This window comes from Rhodococcus sp. NPDC056516, from assembly GCF_042794655.1.
Classification (GTDB): domain Bacteria; phylum Actinomycetota; class Actinomycetes; order Mycobacteriales; family Mycobacteriaceae; genus Rhodococcus_F.
In genome coordinates, this window is sequence record NZ_JBHTTG010000009.1 from 345,996 (window position 1) to 368,561 (window position 22,566).

Here is a 22,566-nt window from a genome sequence, read left to right on the forward strand (position 1 = left end):
AGCGGTCGGGCCACCAGAGGTGCGCAGTGAGCAGGGTCACGAGCCGATCGTACATCGGCGCTCGCGCCCTGCTCACGTCGGGCTTAGCGAAAGATCATGCACGTCGTGGTTCCATGCGCCACCAACTTGCCGTCCTTGTCGAGTACCTTGCCCTCTGCGGTCGCGGTACGCCCACCCACGTGAATGACACTGCCGTGTGCGGTCAGTTCATCGCCGTCGAGAGGCACGGTGCGGATGTAGTTGAGCTTGAGTTCGAGGGTCGTATATCCGACGCCGGCCGGAAGCATGGTGTGTACCGCGCAGCCCATGACCGAGTCGAGCAGCGTTGCGCAGATGCCGCCGTGGACCGTGCCGAGGGGATTGCTGAAATCAGCGCGCGGCGTCAGAGCGAAGCTCACGGATCCTTCGTTGACCTCGCGCATCTCCATCCCGAGGAGGCGCCCGATGCTCGGGCGATCGTTGACCTGTGTCCCCATCCAGCGGAGAAGTTCGAGGCCTGTCATCTGCGCCGGATCGACGGTCGCTGTTGTCTCGTCACTCATTGTTTCATCCCATCACTATGTAGGTCGTCATACATAACGTAGCGTATGAGTCGACAGGTGTACCGACGGCCGAAGGATCTGTGACATGGCAGAGCTGAGCTCACGTGATCGCATGATTCGCAGTGCGGTTGAACTGATCAGCCGCAACGGTGTCGACGCGACGTCCTTCAGCGACGTCATCAAGCACAGCGGCGCACCCCGTGGGTCGATCTACCACCACTTTCCTGGCGGTAAGACCGAGTTGATGGTCGAAGCCGTGCGCGCGGCCGGTGCGATCATCACCAGACGGATCAGCTCGGCTGCGGCTAACGGTTCCACTGCCGACGTGATCGAAGCGGTCGGCGACATCTGGCGACTCAATCTCACGCGCTCGGACTTCGCGATCGGCTGTCCGGTGATTGCCGGCGGATTGGCTCGTGCCAGTGAACCGGAGGTCGCGGAAGTGGCAGCTGAAGTCTTGCTGGGATGGCAGAAGTTGATCGAATCACAACTCGAAACCGCGGGTTATCCTGCAGTGCAAGCAAAATCGATGGCAAATTTGACGATCACGTCGGTCGAAGGTGCCGTGGCTGTATGCCAGACGACTCGAAGTATCGAACCGCTCGAACAGGTCATCGCTTCGCTGCAGGGGCTTTCGCGTTCGCAAGCGTGGTAGAGCTGAGCGCTCGGGGGTTGACTTCGGTCGTCGAGTATCCGTAACTTCATGTAACGGCTAATTGGGCAGGAGCGGGCGATGACACATTGGTTCGACCTCGAACCGGTCGGTGTCGATTTCTTCGACACGGCACCGCATATCTTCACGTACTCGATCGATCTCGCCGCAGAACCGGATGACGTCTGGGCCGGTCTGACTGCGGATGAACCGTTGTCGTGGTGCCGGCTGCTCACGAAAGTTCACTACACCTCGCCTCGCCCGTACGGTGTCGGCACACGGCGAATCGCGGAGGTGGGCGGTGGTGCGATGCAGATGCGCGAAAAGTTCATCACCTGGGACGACGAAACACGTCGGCACTCGTTCTACGTCGAGCAGTCGAATGTTCCAATGTTCCAATCCTTTGCCGAGGACTACCGCGTCGACGAACTTGCAGTGGGCTCGAGACTGCAGTGGACCTTTGCATTCTCACCGCGTCCGAAGCTGTCGCTCGCGGTACGCGGCGGTCTGCCGGTCAACTCACTGATCTTCTCGAGCTTCGTGCGCGATACCAAGCGGCACTTCGGTTCTGCGCCCCGCCATTGACCTTCTTCCCCCATTCACGCGAGAGGCATTCATGACCACGCTCGGAGAATCGCTGACTTTGCCCTGTGGGCAGATACTGCGAAATCGGACCATGAAAGCTGCGCTCAGCGAGGCTCTGGGGGACCGGACACATGGACCGTCCGCCCGACTGGAAACTCTGTACGGGCGTTGGGGCAGCGGCGGGTTCGGGTTGCTGATCACCGGCAATGTCATGGTCGATCGATCTCAGATCGCCGAACCGGGCAACGTCGTGGTCGACGACGATCGAGATGCCGAAGCGCTGACGGCTTGGGCCAAGACTGCCAAGAACGGCGGCGCCGAGATCTGGATGCAGCTGAACCACCCAGGGCGACAATCCAACCCGATCGCCAGCAGGGGCCGCCCGGTCGGCCCGAGTCCGATCGCGCTGAAGATCCCGGGAATGGCTGCGCCGCGAGAACTCTCGACCGCCGAGATCGAAGACATCATCAACAGGTTCGCGGAAACCGCTCGCGTCGCCGAGTCCTCGGGATTCGGAGGCGTACAGATACACGCAGCGCACGGTTATCTTGTTGCGCAGTTCCTTTCGCCGTTGTCCAATCAGCGCACGGACGAGTGGGGTGGAGATCCCGAGCGTCGCCGGCGCTTTCTGATCGAGATCGTTCGGCGCATACGCTCTACCGTTGCTCCCGGATTCGCGGTCTCGGTCAAACTCAACTCGGCTGATTTTCAGCGCGGTGGATTCTCGGAAGACGAGTCGCGAGAAGTAGTGCGCGCGTTGACCGAAGAGTCGGTGGATCTCATCGAGATCAGCGGTGGCAGCTACGAGTCGCCGGCCATGATGGGTAAAGCGCAGAAGCAGAGCACTCGTGACCGAGAAGCATATTTTCTCGAATATGCCGAGACTGTCCGGGCGATCGCCGGCGACATTCCGTTGGCAGTCACGGGCGGCTTCCGCTCGCGATCGGCGATGGTCGAGGCACTCGCTTCCGGCGCGTGCGACGTGATCGGCCTCGGCCGGCCGACGATCACCATTCCCGACGCGGCAACCGTTCTTCTGGAATCGAATCGGGAACGATTGAACGTCCCGACTGTCGAGTTCGGAGCGCGAAAATTGTTGGGGAAGGTTGCCGACATCTCGATGCTCGACGGTGCACTCGACTTGCAGTGGCACACCGATCAGTTGCACAGAATGGGCGACGGCAACGAGCCGGATCCAGCTCGTCCGTGGTGGAAGACCCTCGGAACCATGGTGAGGCGAAACGGAATCGATGCGCTTCGCCCCACCAAACGAGCGGCTTGATCAGCTCGGCGCACCGATATTGAGTTCATCGGGATGCGCGCCGACGCGCGTGCCGTCGTCGAGAGTGTCGATTTCGCTCAGATCGAGATCAGTGAGTTCGAAGTCGAATACGTCGATGTTCTGAGCGATCCGAGCGTCGTGCACTGATTTCGGGATGACGATCAGGCCGTTCTGAAGGTGCCAGCGGATGAGGACCTGTGCGGCAGTCTTGCTGTGGCGGTCACCGATTCGAGTGATGATCGGATCGGTGACCAGCGTGTTGGGCTTCGAAGCCTTACCCCAACCTGCGTTGCTGGTGCCGCCGAGTGGGCTCCACGATTCGACCTTGATCCCGTGCTCGGCGGCCTTGTCCCGGATCGCGTGTTGCGTGAGGTGCGGATGCAGTTCCACCTGATCGACGGCGGGCAGCATTCCGCCGCGATCGACAAGAAGCTGCAGATGGTGCGGCTCGAAGTTGCACACCCCGATTGCCTTGGCACGGCCCGATTCCGCGATCTTTTCGAGTGCTTCCCAAGTGCGGAGAAGGCGGTCGTTGTCCTGCAGCGGCCAGTGGATCAGGTAGAGATCGACGTAGTCGACGCCAAGCTTGTCGATACTGGTGTCGAAAGCCTTCAACGCCAGCTCGTAGCCCTGGTCCGCGTTCCACAGCTTCGTGGTGAGGAAGATGTCCTCTCGCGCGACGGACGAGTTGGTGATACCTCGTCCGACGCCCTCTTCGTTTCCGTACGCGGCTGCAGTGTCGATGTGCCGGTAGCCGGCCTCGTCGAGTGCGAACCGCACTGCATGCTCGGTTTCGTCGTTGGTGGCCTGCCAGACTCCGAGGCCGAGTTGCGGGATCGTGGTTCCGGAATTCAGCGTGATGTCAGGATTGCTCATGGATCAAGGCTAGCGATCTCCAGCCTTCCTCGCCGGGGTCAGAGCGTGGCAGCCGAGTACCCATGTGCTGCTGCAACACTGTCCGACAAGAGCAGACCGTCGTGTGTACTCAGTCCCGATTCCAGGCCGGGAACAGTCGCGACGGCGTCCTTCCACCCCTTGTCGGCCAATGCGACGACGTACGGGAGTGTCGCGTTGGTGAGCGCGTACGTCGATGTGCGGGGAACGGCGCCGGGCATGTTCGCAACGCAGTAGAAGACCGAACCGTGAACCTGGTACGTCGGATCGGCGTGGGTGGTCGCGTGCGAGTCCTCGAAGCAGCCGCCCTGGTCGATGGCGATGTCGACCAGTACCGAACCCGGCTTCATGCGCGCGACCAGGCTGTTGGACACGAGAGTGGGAGCCTTCGCCCCGGGTACCAGCACTGCGCCGATGACGAGATCGGCGTCGAGAACTGCCTGTTCCAGTTCGAGGCTGTTGGACGTGATGGTCTTGACCTGGCCGTGGTACAGCTCGTCGATTTCCCGCAGACGCGCGATCGACAGATCGAGAACGGTGACGTCGGCCTGCATGCCGTAGGCCACGGCGATGGCGTTCTTGCCGGAGACTCCCGCACCGATCACCACGACCTTGGCAGGACGTACTCCCGGCACGCCGCCCATCAGCACTCCGCGTCCGCCGCCGTGACGCATCAAGTGGTAGGCGCCGGCCTGCGGTGCAAGGCGTCCGGCTACTTCGCGCATCGGGGCGAGGAGGGGCAGTGAACCGTCGGAACCGACAACGGTTTCGTAGGCGATGGAGGTGGTCTTCGACGCCAGGAGTGCGTCGGTGCATTCCTTCGACGCCGCCAGGTGAAGGTAGGTGAAGAGCACCTGATCCTTACGGAGCCGCGAATACTCTTCTGCAATAGGTTCTTTGACCTTGAGGAGCAGATCTGCGTCCGCCCAGACCTGATCCGCAGACCCGAGGATCTGTGCGCCCGCAGCCTTGAAATCCTCGTCGCTGAAGGAGGAACCGACGCCTGCACCCGTTTCGATGACGACCTCGTGCCCTCGGCCGACCAGTTCGTGCACGCCTGCTGGGCTGATGGCCACGCGGTACTCGTGGTTTTTGATTTCGCGGGGGATTCCGACCTTCATGACACGGCTCCGAACTGAGTCTGTTGTTTCTTCGAATGGCAGGTGCCAAGCATGAAGTTTCGTCACCAGATAGTGAAGAGAAGTGAAGATAATTCTCTATGCTGTATTCATGGTGCGCGAAAGTTCAAAAATCGGTATCCAGACGGCTGCCTCACCGAAGCATGTTCGGGCAGCTATGAAGTTGGACGAGGTCGACCGGGTTCTGCTCGAAGAGCTGGCGAAAGACGCGAGGATTCCGAACAATGCGCTGGCCGCGATCGCAGGAATTGCGCCGTCGACGTGCCTCGGACGTGTGCGTGCCTTGGTGGACAACGGCGTGATCAGGGGATTCCACGCGGACATCGACCCCGCTGCTCTCGGAATGGATCTGCAGGCGATGATCGCAGTTCGACTGCAGGCCAACGCGAGGTCACACCTCAACCGACTCGGTGACGACTTCGCCAAGCTGGACTCCGTGCTCAACGTGTATTTCGTGGCCGGTGTCGACGACTACATGTTGCACGTCGCAACGACGGATTCGGCGCAGTTGCGGGACTTCGTCGTCAACAACCTCTCGGCCCATCCGGCGGTGGCCGCGACCGAGACGATTCTGATCTTCGAGCACGTCAGGCCTCGTGGCGGCACTGCCTGATTCGTTCTCACCCGCGTTCTCACAAAATGACGGGGCGACGCCCGGACCAGGCGTTCTCGAGGAGTTCGCTCAGGCCCGGCGCGGTGATCTCACGCGGATTCGGATAGGCGGCGGAGGTCGCGAGTTCGACTGCACGGCCGATCTGATCGTGACTCATTCCCACCTCTCGCAGAGACGTCGGTCCGCCGCTCGCGGTGACGAGGTCGAATACGCCGCTAGCGGCATCGGATACACCCAGAGCGGTTGCTATTCGCGACATCACTTCCGGGACGGCAGCCGCGTTGAACGCCATTGCATGGGGGAGGACAACGGTGTGGGTGGGGGCGTGCGGCAAACCGAAGCTGCCGCCGAGGGTGTGGCACAACTTGTGATGAAGTCCCATGCCGACTGTGCCCAAGCAGGTTCCGGCCAACCAGGCAGATTGCAGCAGGTCGGCCCGGCCTTCTACATTTCTCCGATCATCGACGACGATCGGCAAAGCACGGGCGATCCCGGAGAGTGCCTCGATTGCCATCGAGTCGGTGATCGGATTGGATTCGGCGGAATACAACGCTTCAACCGCGTGAGCCATCGCGTTGACGGCGCTGGTGACGGTGGTGTCCAGCGGCAGATCGAGAGTGAGGTCGACGTCGTAGATGACGATTTCGGGTCTGATGCGGGGTGACGAGCGAGTTGTCTTGCGTCCGTTCTCGGTTTCACCCAACACCGGAGTGACTTCTGATCCCGCATACGTCGTCGGAACGATGATCTGATCGAACCCCGCTCGCAGTGCGAGTGCTTTGGACAACCCGGTTGCCGAGCCGCCGCCGATCGCGACGACGGTGTCGACGTGATGGTGCTGGACAAGTTTCAGCGCGGCTGTCGTGACTTCGATCGGAGTGTGCATCACGGCGCCGTCGAAGCGCACGACGGCCATGTCGCCGAGAGATTCGGTGACGTCGGCGGCAAGCGCGTCCAGTCGACGGCTTGCCAGCACCATCACTCGGTTACGGCCGAGCCGTCTCACTTCTTCGGTGATCGAGCCGATCGTCCCTTGGCCGAAGACAATTCGAGCCGGTGAAGCGTCGTACGAGAAGGACTTCATGTCATCCCTGCGAAACGGTGGCGTGCATTTCCCAGACGATGACCTCGGCGCCGGTATCGGAACTGACCTGCTGGCCTCCGCCGCCGGACACTCGTACCGCGTCACCTTGTTCGAGCACACCGACGCCTTCCATGGCCGCCTGACCGTCGGCGATAAAAACATGCAGGAACGGTGCGTCCGGCAGGGTCACGGGCTGTCCGGGTTGCAGACGCGCGACGTGCATCGCGGCGTACTTGTTCTTGATCCGGATTGCCGAGTGATCGGCGTACGCGTCCATTCCCGAGGCGACGGGAACCAGTCCACCGGCAAGCAATTCGGCGTCGATCTCCAACTGCTCGTAGCCGGGGGTGATTCCAGCTTCGTCGGGGATGACCCACATCTGGATGAAGTGAACCGGGTCGCTGTGCTTGTCGGAATGGCTGCCGGCCACGTCACCGAGTCGCCACGAGTCGTTCTTCTCGGAATGCAGGATGCCAGTTCCGGCGCTCATCCGCTGGGCGAGTCCGGGGTAGATGACCCCCGAATGACCCATCGAATCCTGATGCACGAGAGAGCCTCTCAGAACCCAGGTGACGATCTCCATGTCCTGGTGCGGGTGGGTGTCGAATCCCATTCCCGGCGTGACGATGTCGTCGTTGTTGACCAGGAGAAGACCGTGGTGAGTGTTCTTCGGGTCGTAGTGATTGCTGAACGAGAAGGAGTGCTTCGAGTCCAGCCAGCCCGCATTGGACTTGAAGCGATCGCCCGATCGGCGGACGTCGAAGTTCGGTAGCGACAAGGTGGAGGTCATGGGGTGCCTTCCGAATGGTGTGGGGGAGAGCAAGTTTTCAGAGGACGTGATTGCCGTACATCTCGCCGAGGGGATCTGCGATCAGTTCGAGTCGAGCGCCGTCGGGATCGCGGAAGTACAACGAAACCTCGCTGTGCTCGATCAATTCGACGCCCGCCTCGGTGAGTCTGGTGCGCAACGTCGCCCACTTGGCCGGCTCGACGCTGATCGCGATGTGGTGGAGGCCGCCGAGTACCTCTTGGTACGGGCCCACGTCGAGGCTCGGGAAGTCGAAGAAGGCCAGGAGGTTGCCGTTGCCGATGTCGAAGAAGAAGTGCGAAGACCCGGGATAGTCACGGTTCTCGATCAGTTCGGTGAGAGGGAAGCCGAGGAGATCCTGATAGAACTTCACGGTTCGCTCGACGTCACTGCTGATCAGGGCCGTATGGTGCAGACCGCGTGCGGTCGATGTGGGTCGTTTGTCGGCAGGGATCAGATGCCGCTCCCTTATCTCGGCACGGCGTTCCTCGAACTGCACTGCGTTGTCGACCTGCACTGCGTTGTCGTCGCTCATGGCGCCCGCCTCTCGGTTGAATCTTCTCTTCGAACAACTAGTTGACTGATCAACTACATTGAGAATAGCTCATTTGATTTCGTTGTCAACTACTTCGGATATGCTGGCGTGATGGAATCAACGCGATGGTTGACCGACTCGGAGCAAACTGCCTGGCGGGCGTACCTGGATTCGACCCGCCTGCTTCAGCGTGTCCTCGATCAACAGTTGGTGCACGACTCCGATATTTCCTTCACGGATTTCGAGCTGCTGGTCGCGCTGGCCGAGGCGCCCGGGCGACAATTGCGCATGAGTGAGCTCGCTGACGCCGTGATGGCAACCCGTAGTGGCGTGACCAGGGCGGTCAATCGACTGGTCGGCGTCGGTTGGGTGCGCAGGGTTGAGTGTGTCGACGACAAGCGTGGCGCCAATGCGGAGCTGACCGACCAGGGCGCCGAGAAACTGGCGTCGGCAAGCCCGGCCCACGTCGCCGCCGTGCGAAAGAACATGTTCGATCTGCTGAGTCCGCGGGATGTCGAGCGTCTCGGTGTGGTGTTCGGTGAGATGCGCCGCCACCTTCTCGAGGGCCAGTCAGGTAATTGACAGAGCAACGGCCAATGTCATGTAGTTGGTGAGGACTGCGAACGGACTGCCATCATGGTCTGGTGACCCGCATTCGTATGTTCGCGACCGACCTCGACGGCACCCTGCTGCGCTCCGACCGAACGATTTCGACGCGCACCGCGCAAGCCATGGAGAACGCGCGGCTGGCGGGTATCGAAGTTGTGTGGGCGACGGCCCGCGCTCGACATTCGGTACACACGTTGGCGAGCTCGTGCGGATTTCGCGGTAAAGCTGTGTGTGCCAACGGAGCTGTCATTCTCGACCTCGCCGATGGTGCTCCGGAGATCGTCGACACCGTTTCGATCGAAATGTCCTTGGCGGCAACGGCTATGGAGCAAGTTCGCGCACTGGTCCCAGGCGTCGTGTTCGCGAACGTCGGACCCACTCAGTTCTTTGCCGAGCCGGAGTATGCCGCTCTGTGTGAGTTCGCGGACCATCACCGGCACCTGCACGAGATGGTGCTGGCCGACACCTTGCCGCTCGACGTCGAGCCGATGGTCAAGATCGTGGCTCGGCATGCGGAAGTTCCCAGCGCCGACCTGTACCGAACTGCGGTCGCTGCGGGCATCGAGGGTGTGGAGTTGACCCACTCCGGCGCTCCATACATGGAAATGGCTGCGGCGGGCGTCTCGAAGGCCAGCGCTCTCGCGCAGTTGTGCGCGATCGACGGCATCGACGCGTCGGAAGTTGCGGCAGCAGGTGACGCGTTCAACGACGTTGCCATGCTGACCTGGGCCGGAACGGCTCTGGCGCCGGCCAACGCCCGAGCTGAGGTCATCGAACTTGCCGACCGAATTCTGCCCACGAACGACGAGGATGGAGTGGCAAGCTACCTCGAAGAGTTGGTTGCGGGGAGCTAGTTCAGCTGCTGACGGCCTTGGGCCCGGTGCCGATACCGACGCCGCAGTCCGTCATGAATTCGGAGAAGACACGGTCGAAGCGATCCGGATAGTCCAGGTGGGGGAAGTGTCCGGCGCGCTTGAAGATCTCGACCCGCCCGAGCGGTAGCTCGGCGCGAGCGTTCTCGGTGTGGGCGTTGGGGATGATGGTGTCTTCCTCGCCCCACACCAATAGTGCCTGCAAGTTCTTGAAGTTGGCGAAATGCGGGGTGGCATTGACGGTTTGGCCGTTGTAGTTGATGACCGATCGTGCAGTCGCCAGAAATGCCTGACGTGTCGACGCGTCCGATACCGAAGCAAAGCTCTTACGAGCCTCACTCGCGCTGGCGCCGAGCTTGAACAGGCCGATCTTGTTGAAAAGTCCGAGCGCTTTGTCGGTCACATCGGTCAGCGTCCGGGACGCGAGGACGGGAAGCACCAGTTCGCTGCCGGGCAGAGTCGCTGCGCGCAGGAGTGGGCTGACCTCGGGGCCGAGTCCGCCGCTGGCCACGAGGCACAGCCGTTCCACGCGGTCGGGGAACAGATAGAGCGTCTGCATCGCGATTCCGCCGCCGAGTGAGTGACCGACCAGGGTGGCCGACGGAACGTCGAGGGCTTCGAGAAGATCGCGCACAGTGGCTGCGTGAGCGCTGAGCGAGTAGTCGCCGGCAGGCTTGTCCGACGCACCATGTCCGAAGAGATCAGGAGCTATGACGCGGTAGTGGCGTGAGAGCGTCTCGATCTGCGGCTCCCAGTTGGAGTGCGCGCCCAGCAGGCCGTGAATGAGCACCACTACGGGGCCACTGCCTTGGTCGACGTATTTGAGCTGGTCGCCGTGCAATACAACCGTCTGTAATTGGTCGGTTGCCATGATTGAACCTTTCGGAGCCGCCAGTGTCTGTGGCTGCTCGCGTGTTGTCGGACCGCACCTGCCCCGACGCGGATCCACGGGTATTTGTGACCGGGAGTAACCCCAGTTCCCTCAGTATGCCCACCGAGGGGCCCGATGTCGTCGCCATTGGGCGTGTTGTGACGAACCGTGAGCCGTCGGTTGAGGGGAGACGTACAACTCACCGCCGCTTGTCGGGGCGGTTGATCAGGCGAAATCAACCAGTTTGCCGAAGGTGAGGTTGATGTCCCACGGTGTGACGCCCCAGGTCTCGATAGCTGATACTGCGAAGATTCCGGCGGCCTCGATGGTGTCTTGCGAGGCTGGCGCCGAGACCGAAACACCGGTTTGGCCGTTCGGAACCTCCGGCCAGACGCCTGTGCCCACGGGTGCGGGGGTGGCCTCCATGACTGCATTGGCCAGGCCCGATTCGTCGACGGTCGTGAAGAGGCAATTCGGCTCGTGGGGAGAATCCCACCCGCCGAGTTCCGCGAGCCAGAATTCGCCGCGTCCAGCAGCGGAGATCGCGATCGAGGCGAGTGTCGACTCGAGATCTTCCCAAGCGTCGGTGGTCGGGGCCGACGCATCGGTGAGCTTGAACGGTGCGGCGAGGGCAGTGCTGTCCGGGGAAGCGAAGCGCGGCTGCACAGTAAGGGTCTGCATCTGGTCGTCGAAAAATGCAACTTCTCGGAACTTGTTGTCCGGCAGGGTCGTACGGGCTACGAGGCCGCGTCCAAGCAGTGCGCCGAGCGCCGCGGGATCGTCGACGCTCCACAAGCGGGTCTCGTCCTCGGACCAGGTGCGGATCTTTCCGCCGACGACGGGACTGATCAGCACGGGCTCGAGGTTCGTACTGCCTGTTGACTCGCTCACCGCTGGCTCCCACCGCACGTCGTACCGCCGGACCGGTTCCGGGCGACGAGATAAGTATGCCGCCTCGCTGCTGTGCGCCTTTGTTAACCGCGGGCGGTTAATAAAGGCGCACAGCAGGTGGTCACATATGCGTGCCGCCGTCGATGCGGATTTCCGTTCCGGTGACAAAGGAGCCGTCCTCGGAAGCGAGCATCGCGATCACGCCGGCGACCGCAGACGGGGGAGCGAAACCCTCCCCGATCGCCGGGGCCAACTTGCCGAGCAGCGTGAAGTCGATGTCGGCCGGGAATCCGGGATCGGACGTCATGCCCGAAGCGATGCTGCCGGGTGCGACGGCCACGGCGCGGAGGCCCTGCTTGCTGTACTCGAGAGCGAGTGCGTGCGTGAAGGATTGGATTCCACCCTTCGACGCTGCGTACGCCGTCATGTAGGGGTGGGCGAATGTCGCCGATGTGGAACTGAAGTTGACCACGACGCCTGCTCCACTTTCGAGCAGCGCCGGCAGGGACTCCCTCGTCATGAGGAACGTTCCGGTGAGGTTGACCCCGATGACGGTGTTCCAGAAATCGAGTGTCATCTCGTGGGTGTGCGCGGAGCGCAGAATGCCCGCCGCGTTGACCAACACGTCGAGACCGCCCAGAGCCTTGATCGCAGCGCCGACCTGTTCGCGAACGGACTCTTCGCTGGAGATGTCAACCTTCACCGTGGTGAGGCGATCGGAATGGCCTGCGTCCTTCGCTGCGTTCAGCGTTTGTTCGAGGCCGGTCTCGGAAATGTCGGCGGCGACGACGGTGCCACCTTCTGCCAGGATGCGGGCAACGGTGGCCTGGCCGATTCCGGATCCTGCGCCGCTGATGAGGACGCGCTTGTCGTCGAATCGATTCACGAGAAAACTCCGGTCTGTGGGATGGACAGCTGTCTGGTTTCGATTCTGCGCTACCGAGCCAGATGGGTCAGTGGTCTGTTCCACTCAATGGGCGCACGAGAAATTCGAAGGACTAGTGAACTCCGATTGGTACTAGGACTCGTCTGTCGGTAACCCCTGGTTCGGGCGTACGGCGGGTCGACGGCTTGGCCAATCTCACGATCTCTGATTGCTTGCCGCGATGCACAACCGTTTAAGCAAGAATTAATCGATCTTTTCAATGTGATGGTTGGAAACGGCTCATCGGGTCTACCTAGACCTCGTAGTTCGAATTTAGAGCTCGACTCGCCGGGACTCCGGAATTTGATTCAACCTAGGGAGAAATTCTAATGCTTCTGAGCTAACGCAGAAAAGTCGAGGGTAGTGCTCTAGCAGTTCGTCCAAGTTGTTCTCGGATAAGCAGTCGAGAATCTGGTCGGCAACTGAAACCGAGTGTCGGTCCTTCTTTGAAAAGAGGTATATTTCAAGCATTTGGTCGAACTCTTCATGATTCCGGCAGATGGCCTTTAGCCAGCCGGAAACTATGTCAATTAGACGCCGTAAGTCGGCCGGAAGATTTTCGGTTTGAAAGTGCTTTTTAATGACAGTTAGAAGTTCCTTTTCGGTATGGTAGCCGCTACTGTTGCTGACAATTCCGTTTATTGGTGATGAACCCTTTTGCATATCATCGATCATTGTATCTGCCAGCTCAAGGGTCGCGCGAAGCTGTGCTACAACTCTAAACTTTGCCCACTCATAATCTGTTCCTTTGTAGTCGAAGTCGTGTGTGGCGGCATCGAGAGCGTGTTGCAACGCTGTAGTGAACTGAATTTCGACTGAGATATCTGCAAGCTCCGGGTGCCGATCAAGATAATTCTTAGCGGGTTTCGCGCTGATTTTCGGCTCGCGATATTTGAAATCGGAAGGTTCGACATTGGCGCGACCTTGAGAATTGTAGGATTGAATTTCGGAAGATTCGATTTGTTTGCACGCTGAATCTAATTCAGAGCGCGTTCGTAGGACGATCGTAAATCCAATCAGATCATCAATCTCAAGAATGCTTTGGTATTTTCCTGTTTGCAGCTTCTGGTAGATGCTCGCAGGAAGTTTCTTCCTTTGAATAACCGCGATTGGCTTCGCTTCTTGCAGAGTGTTTGAAATTAGGCTCTTAAAGTAATCCACCAGTGTGTCGAGGTGTGGCGAGAGTTGTCCGTAGGCTTGTAGGACTGCTGCGGGCGCGTCGTTGGTTTGACCCTGGATTTTGTTTCCCATCACGTCACACTGTTAGTGCATGCCGCGAGATAATATCTGCGCGCAGTTGTCGGTTAGGCTTCTTATTTGAACCTTGTATTGCGGCAGCAAGGTATTTGGAGCCATCGCCGCCGTCATCCTTCGTAACTTTTTGGACAAAATTGAGGAGTTTTTCGGAGGTGGATTCGGGAGTTGGAAGAGTGGATTCGGTAGAAATTTTTTGAGAAACGGCCGCCCATAGTGAGTAGAAATCGGCGATATTCGAATATCTGGTACTGCGCAGTGGAGATACTTCATCGACCTTTTTTATGAAGTCTAGGGTTTTTGCGTAAATGACATCCACTTTCGATTCATCGGGAATCTCTGTATCGAAATCGGAGTATGCCCGATCGAGGTAGTCTTTTCCGTCTTGTATTCCACTAACGCAGACCAGGTAGAACTCGGACACATATTCAACGTCTTGCATCCGGCGTACTCGACTGTCGGTGGAAATTCCGAGATTTCGCCATTCTGGTGATGCCGCTAGTTCTTCCATCTTAGTGATAAACCGTCCATTGTATTGCGCGTGTCGCAACTCCTGCTTGTTCAGTTGCTTAACGTTACGATTTAGGCGGTCAAAAGCGTCATTCAATTCCAAATTTGATGTCTCGGAGACTATCTCTACCGTGAATAGGTAGTTCAAAATCGCCATCTTCGAGTCGCGATCGAATTCCGAATAATATTTTCCGTCGAGACCGATATCCGAAAGCGTCTCGGGAGCGGCGAAGTTATCGCTGACAAATTCAATTAGAGTTGTGAGGCGTTGCTTTCCATCGAGAACCTTGTATATCGAAGGTGAATCGGGATCGATTGTTAGGTCGAGAAAAATTGCTTGGGTAGGAAAATTCCTAACCACCGAATCGATAAAGAATTGTTTATATGGCGTGTTCCAGACACTCTTTCTTTGATATGGGGGATTCAGATCGAGCTTTCCCGCATCATGAAGATCCAGTATCCAACTTGCTGATTGCGTTGTGGGGTTACGACGAAACGACGTTCCTCGTGGGCTCATCGGTAATCCTCTTCTTTGTACGTGATCACAGTTTCGCAACCCTGTCTACTACTACATCAGATGGAATTGGTCTGCCGACCATACCGTAAGCCCGATAACCGTGCGGCTGGCGAGGTAAGTTCTCGGCAATGTGTTTGGGCCGGAACGACTAGAAACCTGCTTCGCAGTCGAGAGAATGTCCACTTGTTAGAACATGCGCAGCACGGCGAAAGGACGCATCGGTGCTTCGCTCGCAATCCCGAGCGAACAAGCACCGACGTCTCCTAGAGGCCCGCTGCCTGCGCGAGGCTCGGCAGGTAGGTGCTCGGCTGGCCGAAGAGTTGAGCGCTGCCGTGTGCACGCTTGAAGTACAGCTGAGCGTCGTGCTCCCAGGTGATCGCGATTCCGCCGTGCAACTGAACCGCTTCGGAGGTGATCTGCTGCAACGCTTCCGAGCAGTAGACCTTCGCCACCGCCGCGTCGTCGGCCGACTGCGTCGCCACTGCGGCGTAGGTCATCGACCTCGCCGTCTCGACCAACGTGTACATGTCAGCCATCCGGTGCTTGAGGGCCTGGAAAGAACCGATCGCGCGACCGAACTGCTTGCGCGACTTGGTGTATTCGACGGTCTGTTCGACGATCGCTGCGGCTGCGCCGACCTGCTCTGCAGACAACGCGATCAGGACGACGGTTCGGATTCGATCGACCAGATCTTCTGACCACTGCAGTGGTCGACCGCGAACACCGGAGAACGTGACCTCCGCCAGCGGTCGTGTCGGATCCATGGTGGGGACGCGTCGGCGGGAGACGCCCTCGGCCGCTGGATCCACTTCGTAGAATCCGTCGGCAGTCAGAACGAGCAGGGTGTCTGCGACGTGCCCGTCGAGGACGTACGACGCCGTGCCGGTCAACGCATCCTCGGTTGCCTCGACGCCGAAGGCGCTCCAACCAGCGGCACCCGCCCAGCACAGGGCGAGCGTGCTCTCGCCGGACGCGACACCGGGCAGCAGTCGCGAGCATGCGTCGTTGTCACCGGAAAGCAGCAGTGCCTGTGCGGCAAGAATTGCGGAACCCAACATCGGTGAGGGTGTCAGCGTGCGGCCCAGTTCCTCCTGGACCACGTGTACCTCGCCCAAACCTGCTCCGACGCCGTCGAACTCCTCGGGAATCGCCAGCGCGGCGACGCCGATCTGCTCGCACAGCTTGCTCCACAACGCGGCGTCGTAGCCGATCTCGGTGGTGATGGCGGCGCGGACGGCAGCGGAGTCGGAATGCTTGCTCAGGAGATCGCGTACCGACGCACGCAATGCTGCCTGGTCTTCGGTGTCGATGCTCATGATGCAACCAGTGCTTCGACGACGCGCGCACGATGCTCGGACGGTGTGCCCCAAGCGGTGAGTAGCGCCCGCACCTTGGTGAGCCACAGGGAGAGATCATGTTCCATCGTGTAGCCGATGGCGCCGTGAACCTGGAGTCCGACGCGGGCGGCCTTGTAGGCGGCATCGCCACACGCGACCTTGGCGGCTGAAATGTCACGCGAGGCGTCGGCCGACTGATCGCGAACCGACAGTGCGGCACCGTGCAGCAGGGGGCGAGCCATCTCGAGGGAGACGGCAACCTCGGCCAGGTGGTGCTTCATGGCCTGGAACTGTCCGATGACCTTGCCGAACTGCTTGCGTTGCTTAGCGTATTCGGTGGTGACCTCGAGTAGTGTCTGGCCGAGACCCTGCAACTGCGCAGCAGTGGCAAGAGCGCCCATGTCGAAGGCTGCCGAGAAGTCGGCAGAGCCCAGCGATTCGCCGGCGGAAACCTCGTAGAGCTTGCGGGAGAGATCCACCGACGCCTTGGCCTCGCCGGGGATGCCCACGGAGACCGCGCCGTCCTGTGCAAGTAGCACCAGGTCCACTGCATCGGCGTCGAGCGCAAACGGTGTGTGCGGGGGAGCGGCGACGGTTGCGAGCGCACCCTCAGCGAGAGCAGAGAGACGTTCCGGTGCAACGGAAGCCAAGAGTGTCGGCGCCACGGCGATCGTTTCGACGACCGGTCCGGGTACTGCGTGGCGACCGAGCTGTTCGAGCGCAACGACCAGATCGACAGCGTCGGCGCCGAGCCCGTCGTGCTCTTCGGAGATGACGAGGCCGTTGACGCCGGTCTCGGCAAGGCGCTGCCAGAGCTTCTTGCCCGGTTCGGTGTCACCGTCGTTCCACGAACGGATGACGGCGGGCATGTCGGACTTGGTCAGCAGCGCATCGATGCTTGCAGCGAAGTCCTGGTGGGAGGAGTCGAGCGCGAATCTCATCGGTCCGCCTTCGGTAGGCCGAGCAGACGCTCAGCGATGACGTTTTTCTGAATCTCGTTGGTGCCTGCGTAGATCGGGCCGGACAGGGAGAACAGGTATCCGTCCATCCAGTTGTCGGCCAGCTCGGCTTCAGGGCCCTGAAGTTCGAGAGCAGTCTCGTGGGTGGCGATGTCCCACTCGGACCAGAAGACCTTGTTGATCGAGGACTCGGCGCCGAGCTGTCCACCGTCGGCTAGACGGGTGACGGTGCCGAATGTGTTGAGTTGGTAGGCGCGAGCGCCGATCCAGGCGTCGGCGACCTGGTTGCGCAGAGCGCTGTCGTCGGTGCGTCCGCTCGACTTGTACAGCTCGAGCAGGCGGTCGACTGTCGCGAGGAAGCGGCCGGGGCTGCGCAGCGAGAGACCACGCTCGTTGCTTGCGGTGCTCATCGCGACGCGCCAACCTTCGTTGACGTTTCCGATCACACCGGACTCGCCGGGGTTGGACCGGTCGTCCGGAACGAAGACGTCCTCGAGGAAGATCTCGGCGAAGCCGGGCTCACCGTCGAGCTGATCGATCGGGCGAACGGTGACACCCTTCGAGCGGAGGTCGAACATGAAATACGTGATGCCCTTGTGGCGCTGCGCATCCGGATCGGAGCGGAACAAGCCGAAGCCCCAGTCTGCGTAGCTGGCGCGCGAACTCCACGTCTTCTGGCCGTTGAGCAGCCAACCGCCGTCGACCTTCTTGGCGCTCGAACGCAGGCTCGCGAGGTCGGAACCGGACTCGGGCTCGGACCAAGCCTGTGCCCAGATGTCGTCGGCACGAGCCATACGCGGCATGATGCGAGCCAACTGCTCGGCATTTGCATGCTCGAACAGTGTGGGAGCCAACAGGAAGATGCCGTTCTGGCTCACGCGACCGGGCGCACCCGAGCGGTAGTATTCCTCCTCGAAGACGACCCATTCGAGCAGGGACGCGTCGCGGCCACCGAGTTCCTTGGGCCAGGACACGACGGCGTAACCGGCGTCGGCGAGGGTGTGTTCCCACTGCCGATGTTCTTCGAAGCCTTCGGCCGTGTCCATGGACTTGAGCGGAGTGGCGGGGACGTTCGCCTCCAGGAACGAGCGGACCTCGTCACGGAATGCGGTTGTGGCGTCGTCGAATACGAGATCCACTAGTTTGTTCCTTCCTGCGGTGTGCGAGCACTGGCAGCCATAGCTTTGGCGTCGAGACCACCAAGCGAGTCTTTGCCTACCTCGGCGTTGTGAGCGTGAGCGAAGTGATGCAGACCGAAGACGGAATCGATGCCGTTACGCATCCCCATCTGGTCCTCGCACTGATTGACGGCTTTCTTGGTCAAAGCCAGTCCGAAGCGCGGCATCTCGGCGATACGTCCGGCGAGCTCGAACGTCTCCTTCTCGAGGTGCTTGCGGGCGACGACGCGGTTCACCATGCCGATTTCGTAGGCACGTTGCGCAGTGAACCGATCGCCGGTGAAGAGCATTTCCTTGGCGAATCGTGAACCGACCATCCACGGGTGCGCGAAGTATTCGACGCCGGGGATACCCATGCGGACAACGGGATCGGAGAAGAAGGCGTCGTCGGACGCGACGATCATGTCGCAGACCCAGGCGAGCATCAGTCCGCCGGCTATGCAGGCGCCTTGCACCATCGCGATGGTGGGCTTGGGGATCTCCCGCCAGCGACGGCACATGCCCAGGTAGACCTCCATCTCGCGGGCGAAACGCTGGTCACCGCCTGGCTTGTCGACGTGATCCCACCACATGGTGGCCTTGTTCTCGTATTCGACGTGATGGTCGCGTCCCGGGGTCCCCAGGTCGTGACCGGCACTGAAGTGCGGTCCGTTGCCTGCCAGGACGATCACCTTCACGTCGTCGTCTTCGACGGCGCGCTGGAATGCCGCGTCGAGGGCGTACGTCACGACCGAGTTCTGGGCGTTGCGGTAATCGGGACGATTTAAGGTCACGACGGCGACCGAGTCACGAACCTCGTAGGTCACGACGTCGGCTTCGAAAGGAACAGTCATGACTGTTCCTCACGCAGAACCGTTTTGAGGACCTTGCCCGAGGGATTTCGGGGCAGGTGATCGACGAAGCGCACCTCGCGGGGCACCTTGAAGCCGGCGATCTTCTCCTTGAGGAAGGCGATCACCGACTCTTCGGTGAGGCCGGCGCCGTCGAGTTGGGCGATGTAGACGCGGCCCACCTCTCCCATCCGGTGATCGGGGATGCCGATGGCAGCCGATTCGTGGACACCGGGCAGGCGAGCCAACATCCCCTCGATCTCGGCGGGGTAGACGTTGAATCCGCCGCTGACGTACATGTCCTTGAGACGGTCGGTGATGTCGAGATATCCACGCTCGTCGAGGGTTCCGATGTCTCCGGTGTGCAGCCAGCCGTCGGCGTCGATTGCCTTGGCGGTGGATTCCGGGTCGTCGAGGTACCCGAGCATGACGTTCGGTCCACGAAGCAGGATCTCGCCCTGGTCGCCGATCTTGACCTCGAAATCGGCTGTTGCGCGGCCGGAACTGGTGGAGACGGTGACCGGATCGTCGTCGGTGCGGCACATCGTCGCAACGACCGCCTCGGTCAGGCCGTATGCCGTGAGGACGGCGTCGAAAAGCTCTGCCTGCATGCGCTCGACGAGAGCAACCGGTACGGGTGCGGCGCCGGTGATCGCGATGCGCAGCGAGGACAGGTCGTACTCGCTGCGGCGGGGGTGGTCGAGGATGGTCTGGTAGATCGTCGGGGCGCCGGGCAGGATGCTGATCTTCTCGCTGTTGACCAGTGCGAGGGTGTCGTCGATGTTGAAGACGGACACCGGCACGATCGTCGCACCGTTCAACAGACAGACCAGGATTCCGGCCTTGTACCCGAAGGTGTGGAAGAACGGGCTGATGATGAGGAAGTTGTCGTCAGCGGTGACCTCGGCGCATTCGCCCCACGACCTGGCAACGGCGATGGACTGACGATGCGCGGTGATCGCGCCCTTGCTGCGTCCTGTGGTGCCGGAGGTGAAGAGGATGTCGCTGACGTCGTCGGGCTGTACCTTCGCAGCACGCGCATCGGCTTCGGTGCGGGCGGCGTCGGTGGCGAGCGCGAGGAAGTCCTCGAACTCGATGACGCCGTCACGGTCGTCGTTTCCGTCGATCGGTACCTGGATGACAGTGGGGATCGACAGGCTCGGGTTGGCGTCGAGCAACTGCTGGTACCGATCGGCCTTGAGGAACGTGCCGACGATGACCAGAGCCGCGGCGTCGACGCGCTCGATGATGTCGAGAGCTTCGGTGCCGGTGTATCGAGTGTTGATCGGAATGATGGCTGCGCCGGCGTACTGAGCGCCGAGCAGGGCGATCACCCAGTGGTATGTGTTGGGCGCCCAGATGACGACGCGGTCGCCTGCCTTCACCCCACGGTTGATCAGTGCGCCGGCGAAATCGCGGACACGCTGGTGTAGCTGTGCGAAGGTCAGTCGGGTGTCGCCATCGGCGATAGCCGTGCGCTCACCGAACTCCTCGGCGGCCCGGATGAGGGCTGATGGGATGGTTCTCGGTTGTTCGGTCACTGGACTCCTACCTGACACGCTACCTAGCAAGTGCTTGGTAGGTTATCTTACATATGTGGACCAGAGCGAGAGCCCGGACGGGCAGATGACGGACGACGAGTTTGCGACCACGGTCGCGCAGTGGTTGGCCGAGAACTTGACGGGCAAATTCGCCCAGCTCAAGGGTAAGGGCGGCCCCGGCAGCGAGCACGAGTTCTTCGAGCAACGACTCGAGTGGGACAAGCACCTCGCAGCCGCAGGATGGACGTGCCTCGGGTGGCCGAAGGAATTCGGCGGACGGGGAGCAAGCATCGCTCAGCAGGTCATCTTCCATCAGGAGTACGCAAAGGCCGGCGCGCCCGCTCGCGTCAGCCACATCGGTGAAGAGCTGCTCGGCCCGACGCTGATCGCGTACGGCACCGAGGAGCAGAAGCGTCGATTCCTTCCGGGCATCAACACGGTCAGTGAACTGTGGTCGCAGGGCTATTCCGAGCCCGGCGCCGGTTCCGACCTCGCGAACGTCTCCACCACCGCACGCCTCGAAAACGGCAAGTGGATCATCAACGGCCAGAAGGTGTGGACCTCGCTGGCCCACGTCGCGCAATGGTGCTTCGTGGTCTGCCGCACCGAAGTGGGCTCCAAGCGTCATCAGGGCTTGAGCTTCCTGCTGGTCCCGTTGGATCAGCCCGGTGTGACAGTTCGGCCCATCCAGCAGCTCACCGGTACGTCGGAGTTCAACGAGGTCTTCTTCGACGACGCCGTGACCGACGCCGATCTGGTGGTCGGCGAACCTGGCGAGGGCTGGAAGATCGCGATGGGGCTGCTCACCTTCGAGCGCGGTGTATCCACGCTCGGACAGCAGATCGGATTTGCCCGCGAGCTCCAAGGCGTCGTCGACCTGGCGAAAGCCAATGGCAGTGACCAGGATCCGCACATCCGCGAAAAGATCGCGCGCGCCTGGGTCGGTCTGCGCGTGATGCGCGCCCACGCGATGCGTACTCTCGACGCGGTCGACGCCGGAACCGGTGGCGGAGAAGCGTCCGTCGCAAAACTGTTGTGGGCCAACTGGCATCGTGATCTGGGACAGCTGGCGATGGACGTGCAAGGTGCGTCGTCGTTGGTTGCGCCTTGGGCGGATTCCGAGGGCAATGCCTCGGACATCACCGACCCCGAACATCTCGAGCTCGACGAGTGGCAACGCCTCTTCCTCTTCACCCGCGCCGACACGATTTACGGCGGCTCCAACGAAATTCAGCGCAACATCATTTCCGAGCGCGTGCTCGGTCTTCCCCGAGAGGCTCGTTAATGTCTGACACCAAAGCCGCGTCCCCGCTTTCCGTTGCGCCCGAGGAAACGCCGGGTCACGGACTGCTCGCGGGCAAGAAGGCAATCATCACTGCCGCGGCCGGAACCGGCATCGGTTTCTCAACTGCGCGCAGGGTGCTTCTCGAAGGCGGCGACGTTCTCGTCTCCGACTTCCACGAGCGTCGTCTTGGTGAGACGGTGGAGAAGCTGAAGGCCGAATTCCCCGGTCAGCAGGTCGAATCGATCATCTGCGACGTGTCGAGCACCGAGCAGGTCGACGCGCTGTTCGTCGGCGCCGCCGAGAAGTTGGGGCGCATCGACATCGTCGTCAACAACGCCGGCCTGGGCGGCGAGACTCCCGTCGTCGACATGACGGACGATCAGTGGGATCGCGTTCTCGACATCACCCTCAACAGCACTTTCCGTTCGACGCGCGCCGCGCTGCGGTACTTCAAGAGCGTTCCCCACGGCGGTGTTCTGGTGAACAACGCGTCCGTTCTCGGTTGGCGGGCGCAGCATTCCCAGGCGCACTACGCCGCAGCCAAGGCCGGTGTCATGGCGCTGACTCGGTGCAGCGCAATCGAAGCAGCGGAGTACGGAGTCCGTATCAACGCGGTCTCGCCCTCCATTGCGCGTCACGCGTTCCTGGCGAAGGTCACCAGTGAGGAACTGCTCGACCAGTTGGCTTCCGGCGAGGCCTACGGCCGCGCCGCGGAGGTCTGGGAGATCGCAACGGTCATCGCGATGCTCGCCAGCGACTACTCCACCTACATGACCGGCGAGATCGTCTCCGTTTCTTCGCAGAGGGCCTAGCGTCCCCGTGCGCGGTTAAGGAGTCCCTGGACTCGCTGACC

The 22,566-nt window shown here is 61.1% G+C and carries 24 protein-coding genes; 8 read left to right on the forward strand and 16 right to left on the reverse strand.

The genetic code is table 11. The features are described from left to right. Nucleotides 1-83 precede the first annotated feature (83 nt). Nucleotides 84-542 carry a PaaI family thioesterase gene (locus ACFQ6Y_RS27080; RefSeq protein WP_378448905.1) on the reverse strand — a complete coding sequence of 153 codons (459 nt, stop codon included), beginning with the start codon at nt 540-542 and terminating at the stop codon, nt 84-86. 85 nt (nt 543-627) lie between these two features. On the opposite strand from ACFQ6Y_RS27080, the gene ACFQ6Y_RS27085 reads away from it, so the two are divergent. From ACFQ6Y_RS27085 to ACFQ6Y_RS27095, 3 genes are all read left to right on the forward strand, one after another. Then, entirely contained in the window at nt 628-1,197 is a 570-nt protein-coding gene (locus ACFQ6Y_RS27085; RefSeq protein WP_378639410.1) for a TetR/AcrR family transcriptional regulator, read from the forward strand. 78 nt (nt 1,198-1,275) lie between these two features. Next, the gene (locus tag ACFQ6Y_RS27090; RefSeq protein ID WP_378639413.1) at nt 1,276-1,779 is read left to right on the forward strand and encodes an SRPBCC family protein; all 504 of its coding nucleotides are present in this window, start codon (nt 1,276-1,278) and stop codon (nt 1,777-1,779) included. Between the two features lie 31 nt (nt 1,780-1,810). Continuing rightward, nucleotides 1,811-3,061: an NADH:flavin oxidoreductase/NADH oxidase family protein gene (locus ACFQ6Y_RS27095; RefSeq protein WP_378639417.1), complete on the forward strand. Its 1,251-nt coding sequence runs from the start codon at nt 1,811-1,813 to the stop codon at nt 3,059-3,061. On the opposite strand, the gene ACFQ6Y_RS27100 is transcribed toward ACFQ6Y_RS27095, so the two are convergent. Next, nucleotides 3,062-3,937 (reverse strand): aldo/keto reductase, encoded by an 876-nt coding sequence (locus ACFQ6Y_RS27100; RefSeq protein ID WP_378639421.1) that lies wholly within the window; start codon nt 3,935-3,937, stop codon nt 3,062-3,064. 38 nt (nt 3,938-3,975) lie between these two features. Beyond that, nucleotides 3,976-5,076, reverse strand: coding sequence for an alanine dehydrogenase (gene ald / locus ACFQ6Y_RS27105; protein WP_378639425.1), 1,101 nt, complete (start codon nt 5,074-5,076; stop codon nt 3,976-3,978). A 109-nt stretch (nt 5,077-5,185) separates the two neighbouring features. Between ald and ACFQ6Y_RS27110 the strand changes: the two genes are divergently transcribed. Then, complete coding sequence (locus tag ACFQ6Y_RS27110; RefSeq protein ID WP_378448911.1) at nt 5,186-5,707, forward strand: Lrp/AsnC family transcriptional regulator; 522 nt, start codon at nt 5,186-5,188, stop codon at nt 5,705-5,707. Nucleotides 5,708-5,726: 19 nt separating this feature from the next. On the opposite strand, the gene ACFQ6Y_RS27115 is transcribed toward ACFQ6Y_RS27110, so the two are convergent. The 3 genes from ACFQ6Y_RS27115 to ACFQ6Y_RS27125 are packed head-to-tail and all read right to left on the reverse strand — an operon-like array spanning nt 5,727 to nt 8,134. Further along, nucleotides 5,727-6,791, reverse strand: a complete 1,065-nt coding sequence (locus ACFQ6Y_RS27115) for a maleylacetate reductase (RefSeq protein WP_378639455.1) — start codon at nt 6,789-6,791, stop codon at nt 5,727-5,729. Nucleotide 6,792: 1 nt separating this feature from the next. Continuing rightward, complete coding sequence (locus tag ACFQ6Y_RS27120; RefSeq protein ID WP_378639460.1) at nt 6,793-7,581, reverse strand: pirin family protein; 789 nt, start codon at nt 7,579-7,581, stop codon at nt 6,793-6,795. Nucleotides 7,582-7,618: 37 nt separating this feature from the next. After that, entirely contained in the window at nt 7,619-8,134 is a 516-nt protein-coding gene (locus ACFQ6Y_RS27125) for a VOC family protein (protein ID WP_378639465.1), read from the reverse strand. A 111-nt stretch (nt 8,135-8,245) separates the two neighbouring features. Between ACFQ6Y_RS27125 and ACFQ6Y_RS27130 the strand changes: the two genes are divergently transcribed. Next, the gene (locus ACFQ6Y_RS27130) at nt 8,246-8,716 is read left to right on the forward strand and encodes a MarR family winged helix-turn-helix transcriptional regulator (protein ID WP_378639468.1); all 471 of its coding nucleotides are present in this window, start codon (nt 8,246-8,248) and stop codon (nt 8,714-8,716) included. A gap of 62 nt (nt 8,717-8,778) precedes the next feature. Next, nucleotides 8,779-9,597: an HAD family hydrolase gene (locus ACFQ6Y_RS27135; RefSeq protein WP_378639472.1), complete on the forward strand. Its 819-nt coding sequence runs from the start codon at nt 8,779-8,781 to the stop codon at nt 9,595-9,597. Nucleotide 9,598: 1 nt separating this feature from the next. Here ACFQ6Y_RS27135 and ACFQ6Y_RS27140 read toward each other — a convergent pair whose 3' ends face one another. The 10 genes from ACFQ6Y_RS27140 to ACFQ6Y_RS27185 all read right to left on the reverse strand — a co-directional run bounded on the left by ACFQ6Y_RS27140 (nt 9,599) and on the right by ACFQ6Y_RS27185 (nt 20,428). Next, complete coding sequence (locus ACFQ6Y_RS27140; protein WP_378639476.1) at nt 9,599-10,486, reverse strand: alpha/beta fold hydrolase; 888 nt, start codon at nt 10,484-10,486, stop codon at nt 9,599-9,601. 225 nt (nt 10,487-10,711) lie between these two features. Continuing rightward, nucleotides 10,712-11,377, reverse strand: coding sequence for a hypothetical protein (locus tag ACFQ6Y_RS27145; RefSeq protein WP_378639480.1), 666 nt, complete (start codon nt 11,375-11,377; stop codon nt 10,712-10,714). Nucleotides 11,378-11,498: 121 nt separating this feature from the next. Further along, nucleotides 11,499-12,263 (reverse strand): SDR family NAD(P)-dependent oxidoreductase, encoded by a 765-nt coding sequence (locus ACFQ6Y_RS27150; RefSeq protein ID WP_003945543.1) that lies wholly within the window; start codon nt 12,261-12,263, stop codon nt 11,499-11,501. A gap of 312 nt (nt 12,264-12,575) precedes the next feature. Continuing rightward, nucleotides 12,576-13,553 (reverse strand): hypothetical protein, encoded by a 978-nt coding sequence (locus ACFQ6Y_RS27155; RefSeq protein WP_378639484.1) that lies wholly within the window; start codon nt 13,551-13,553, stop codon nt 12,576-12,578. A 4-nt stretch (nt 13,554-13,557) separates the two neighbouring features. Then, entirely contained in the window at nt 13,558-14,583 is a 1,026-nt protein-coding gene (locus tag ACFQ6Y_RS27160; protein WP_378639488.1) for a DUF262 domain-containing protein, read from the reverse strand. 263 nt (nt 14,584-14,846) lie between these two features. Then, nucleotides 14,847-15,899, reverse strand: a complete 1,053-nt coding sequence (locus ACFQ6Y_RS27165) for an acyl-CoA dehydrogenase family protein (protein ID WP_378639493.1) — start codon at nt 15,897-15,899, stop codon at nt 14,847-14,849. After that, nucleotides 15,896-16,861, reverse strand: coding sequence for an acyl-CoA dehydrogenase family protein (locus tag ACFQ6Y_RS27170; protein WP_378639496.1), 966 nt, complete (start codon nt 16,859-16,861; stop codon nt 15,896-15,898). Before ACFQ6Y_RS27170 ends, ACFQ6Y_RS27165 begins: the two co-directional genes overlap by 4 nt. Beyond that, nucleotides 16,858-18,018 carry an acyl-CoA dehydrogenase family protein gene (locus ACFQ6Y_RS27175; RefSeq protein WP_378639499.1) on the reverse strand — a complete coding sequence of 387 codons (1,161 nt, stop codon included), beginning with the start codon at nt 18,016-18,018 and terminating at the stop codon, nt 16,858-16,860. Before ACFQ6Y_RS27175 ends, ACFQ6Y_RS27170 begins: the two co-directional genes overlap by 4 nt. Further along, nucleotides 18,018-18,890, reverse strand: coding sequence for an enoyl-CoA hydratase (locus ACFQ6Y_RS27180; protein ID WP_230814834.1), 873 nt, complete (start codon nt 18,888-18,890; stop codon nt 18,018-18,020). Before ACFQ6Y_RS27180 ends, ACFQ6Y_RS27175 begins: the two co-directional genes overlap by 1 nt. After that, entirely contained in the window at nt 18,887-20,428 is a 1,542-nt protein-coding gene (locus ACFQ6Y_RS27185; RefSeq protein ID WP_378639501.1) for a FadD3 family acyl-CoA ligase, read from the reverse strand. Before ACFQ6Y_RS27185 ends, ACFQ6Y_RS27180 begins: the two co-directional genes overlap by 4 nt. A 55-nt stretch (nt 20,429-20,483) precedes the next feature. On the opposite strand from ACFQ6Y_RS27185, the gene ACFQ6Y_RS27190 reads away from it, so the two are divergent. Both ACFQ6Y_RS27190 and ACFQ6Y_RS27195 read left to right on the forward strand, forming a co-directional pair. Then, complete coding sequence (locus ACFQ6Y_RS27190) at nt 20,484-21,713, forward strand: acyl-CoA dehydrogenase family protein (RefSeq protein WP_378639504.1); 1,230 nt, start codon at nt 20,484-20,486, stop codon at nt 21,711-21,713. After that, nucleotides 21,713-22,525: an SDR family oxidoreductase gene (locus ACFQ6Y_RS27195; protein ID WP_003945582.1), complete on the forward strand. Its 813-nt coding sequence runs from the start codon at nt 21,713-21,715 to the stop codon at nt 22,523-22,525. The genes ACFQ6Y_RS27190 and ACFQ6Y_RS27195 overlap by 1 nt, the downstream gene beginning before the upstream one ends. Nucleotides 22,526-22,566 lie beyond the last annotated feature (41 nt).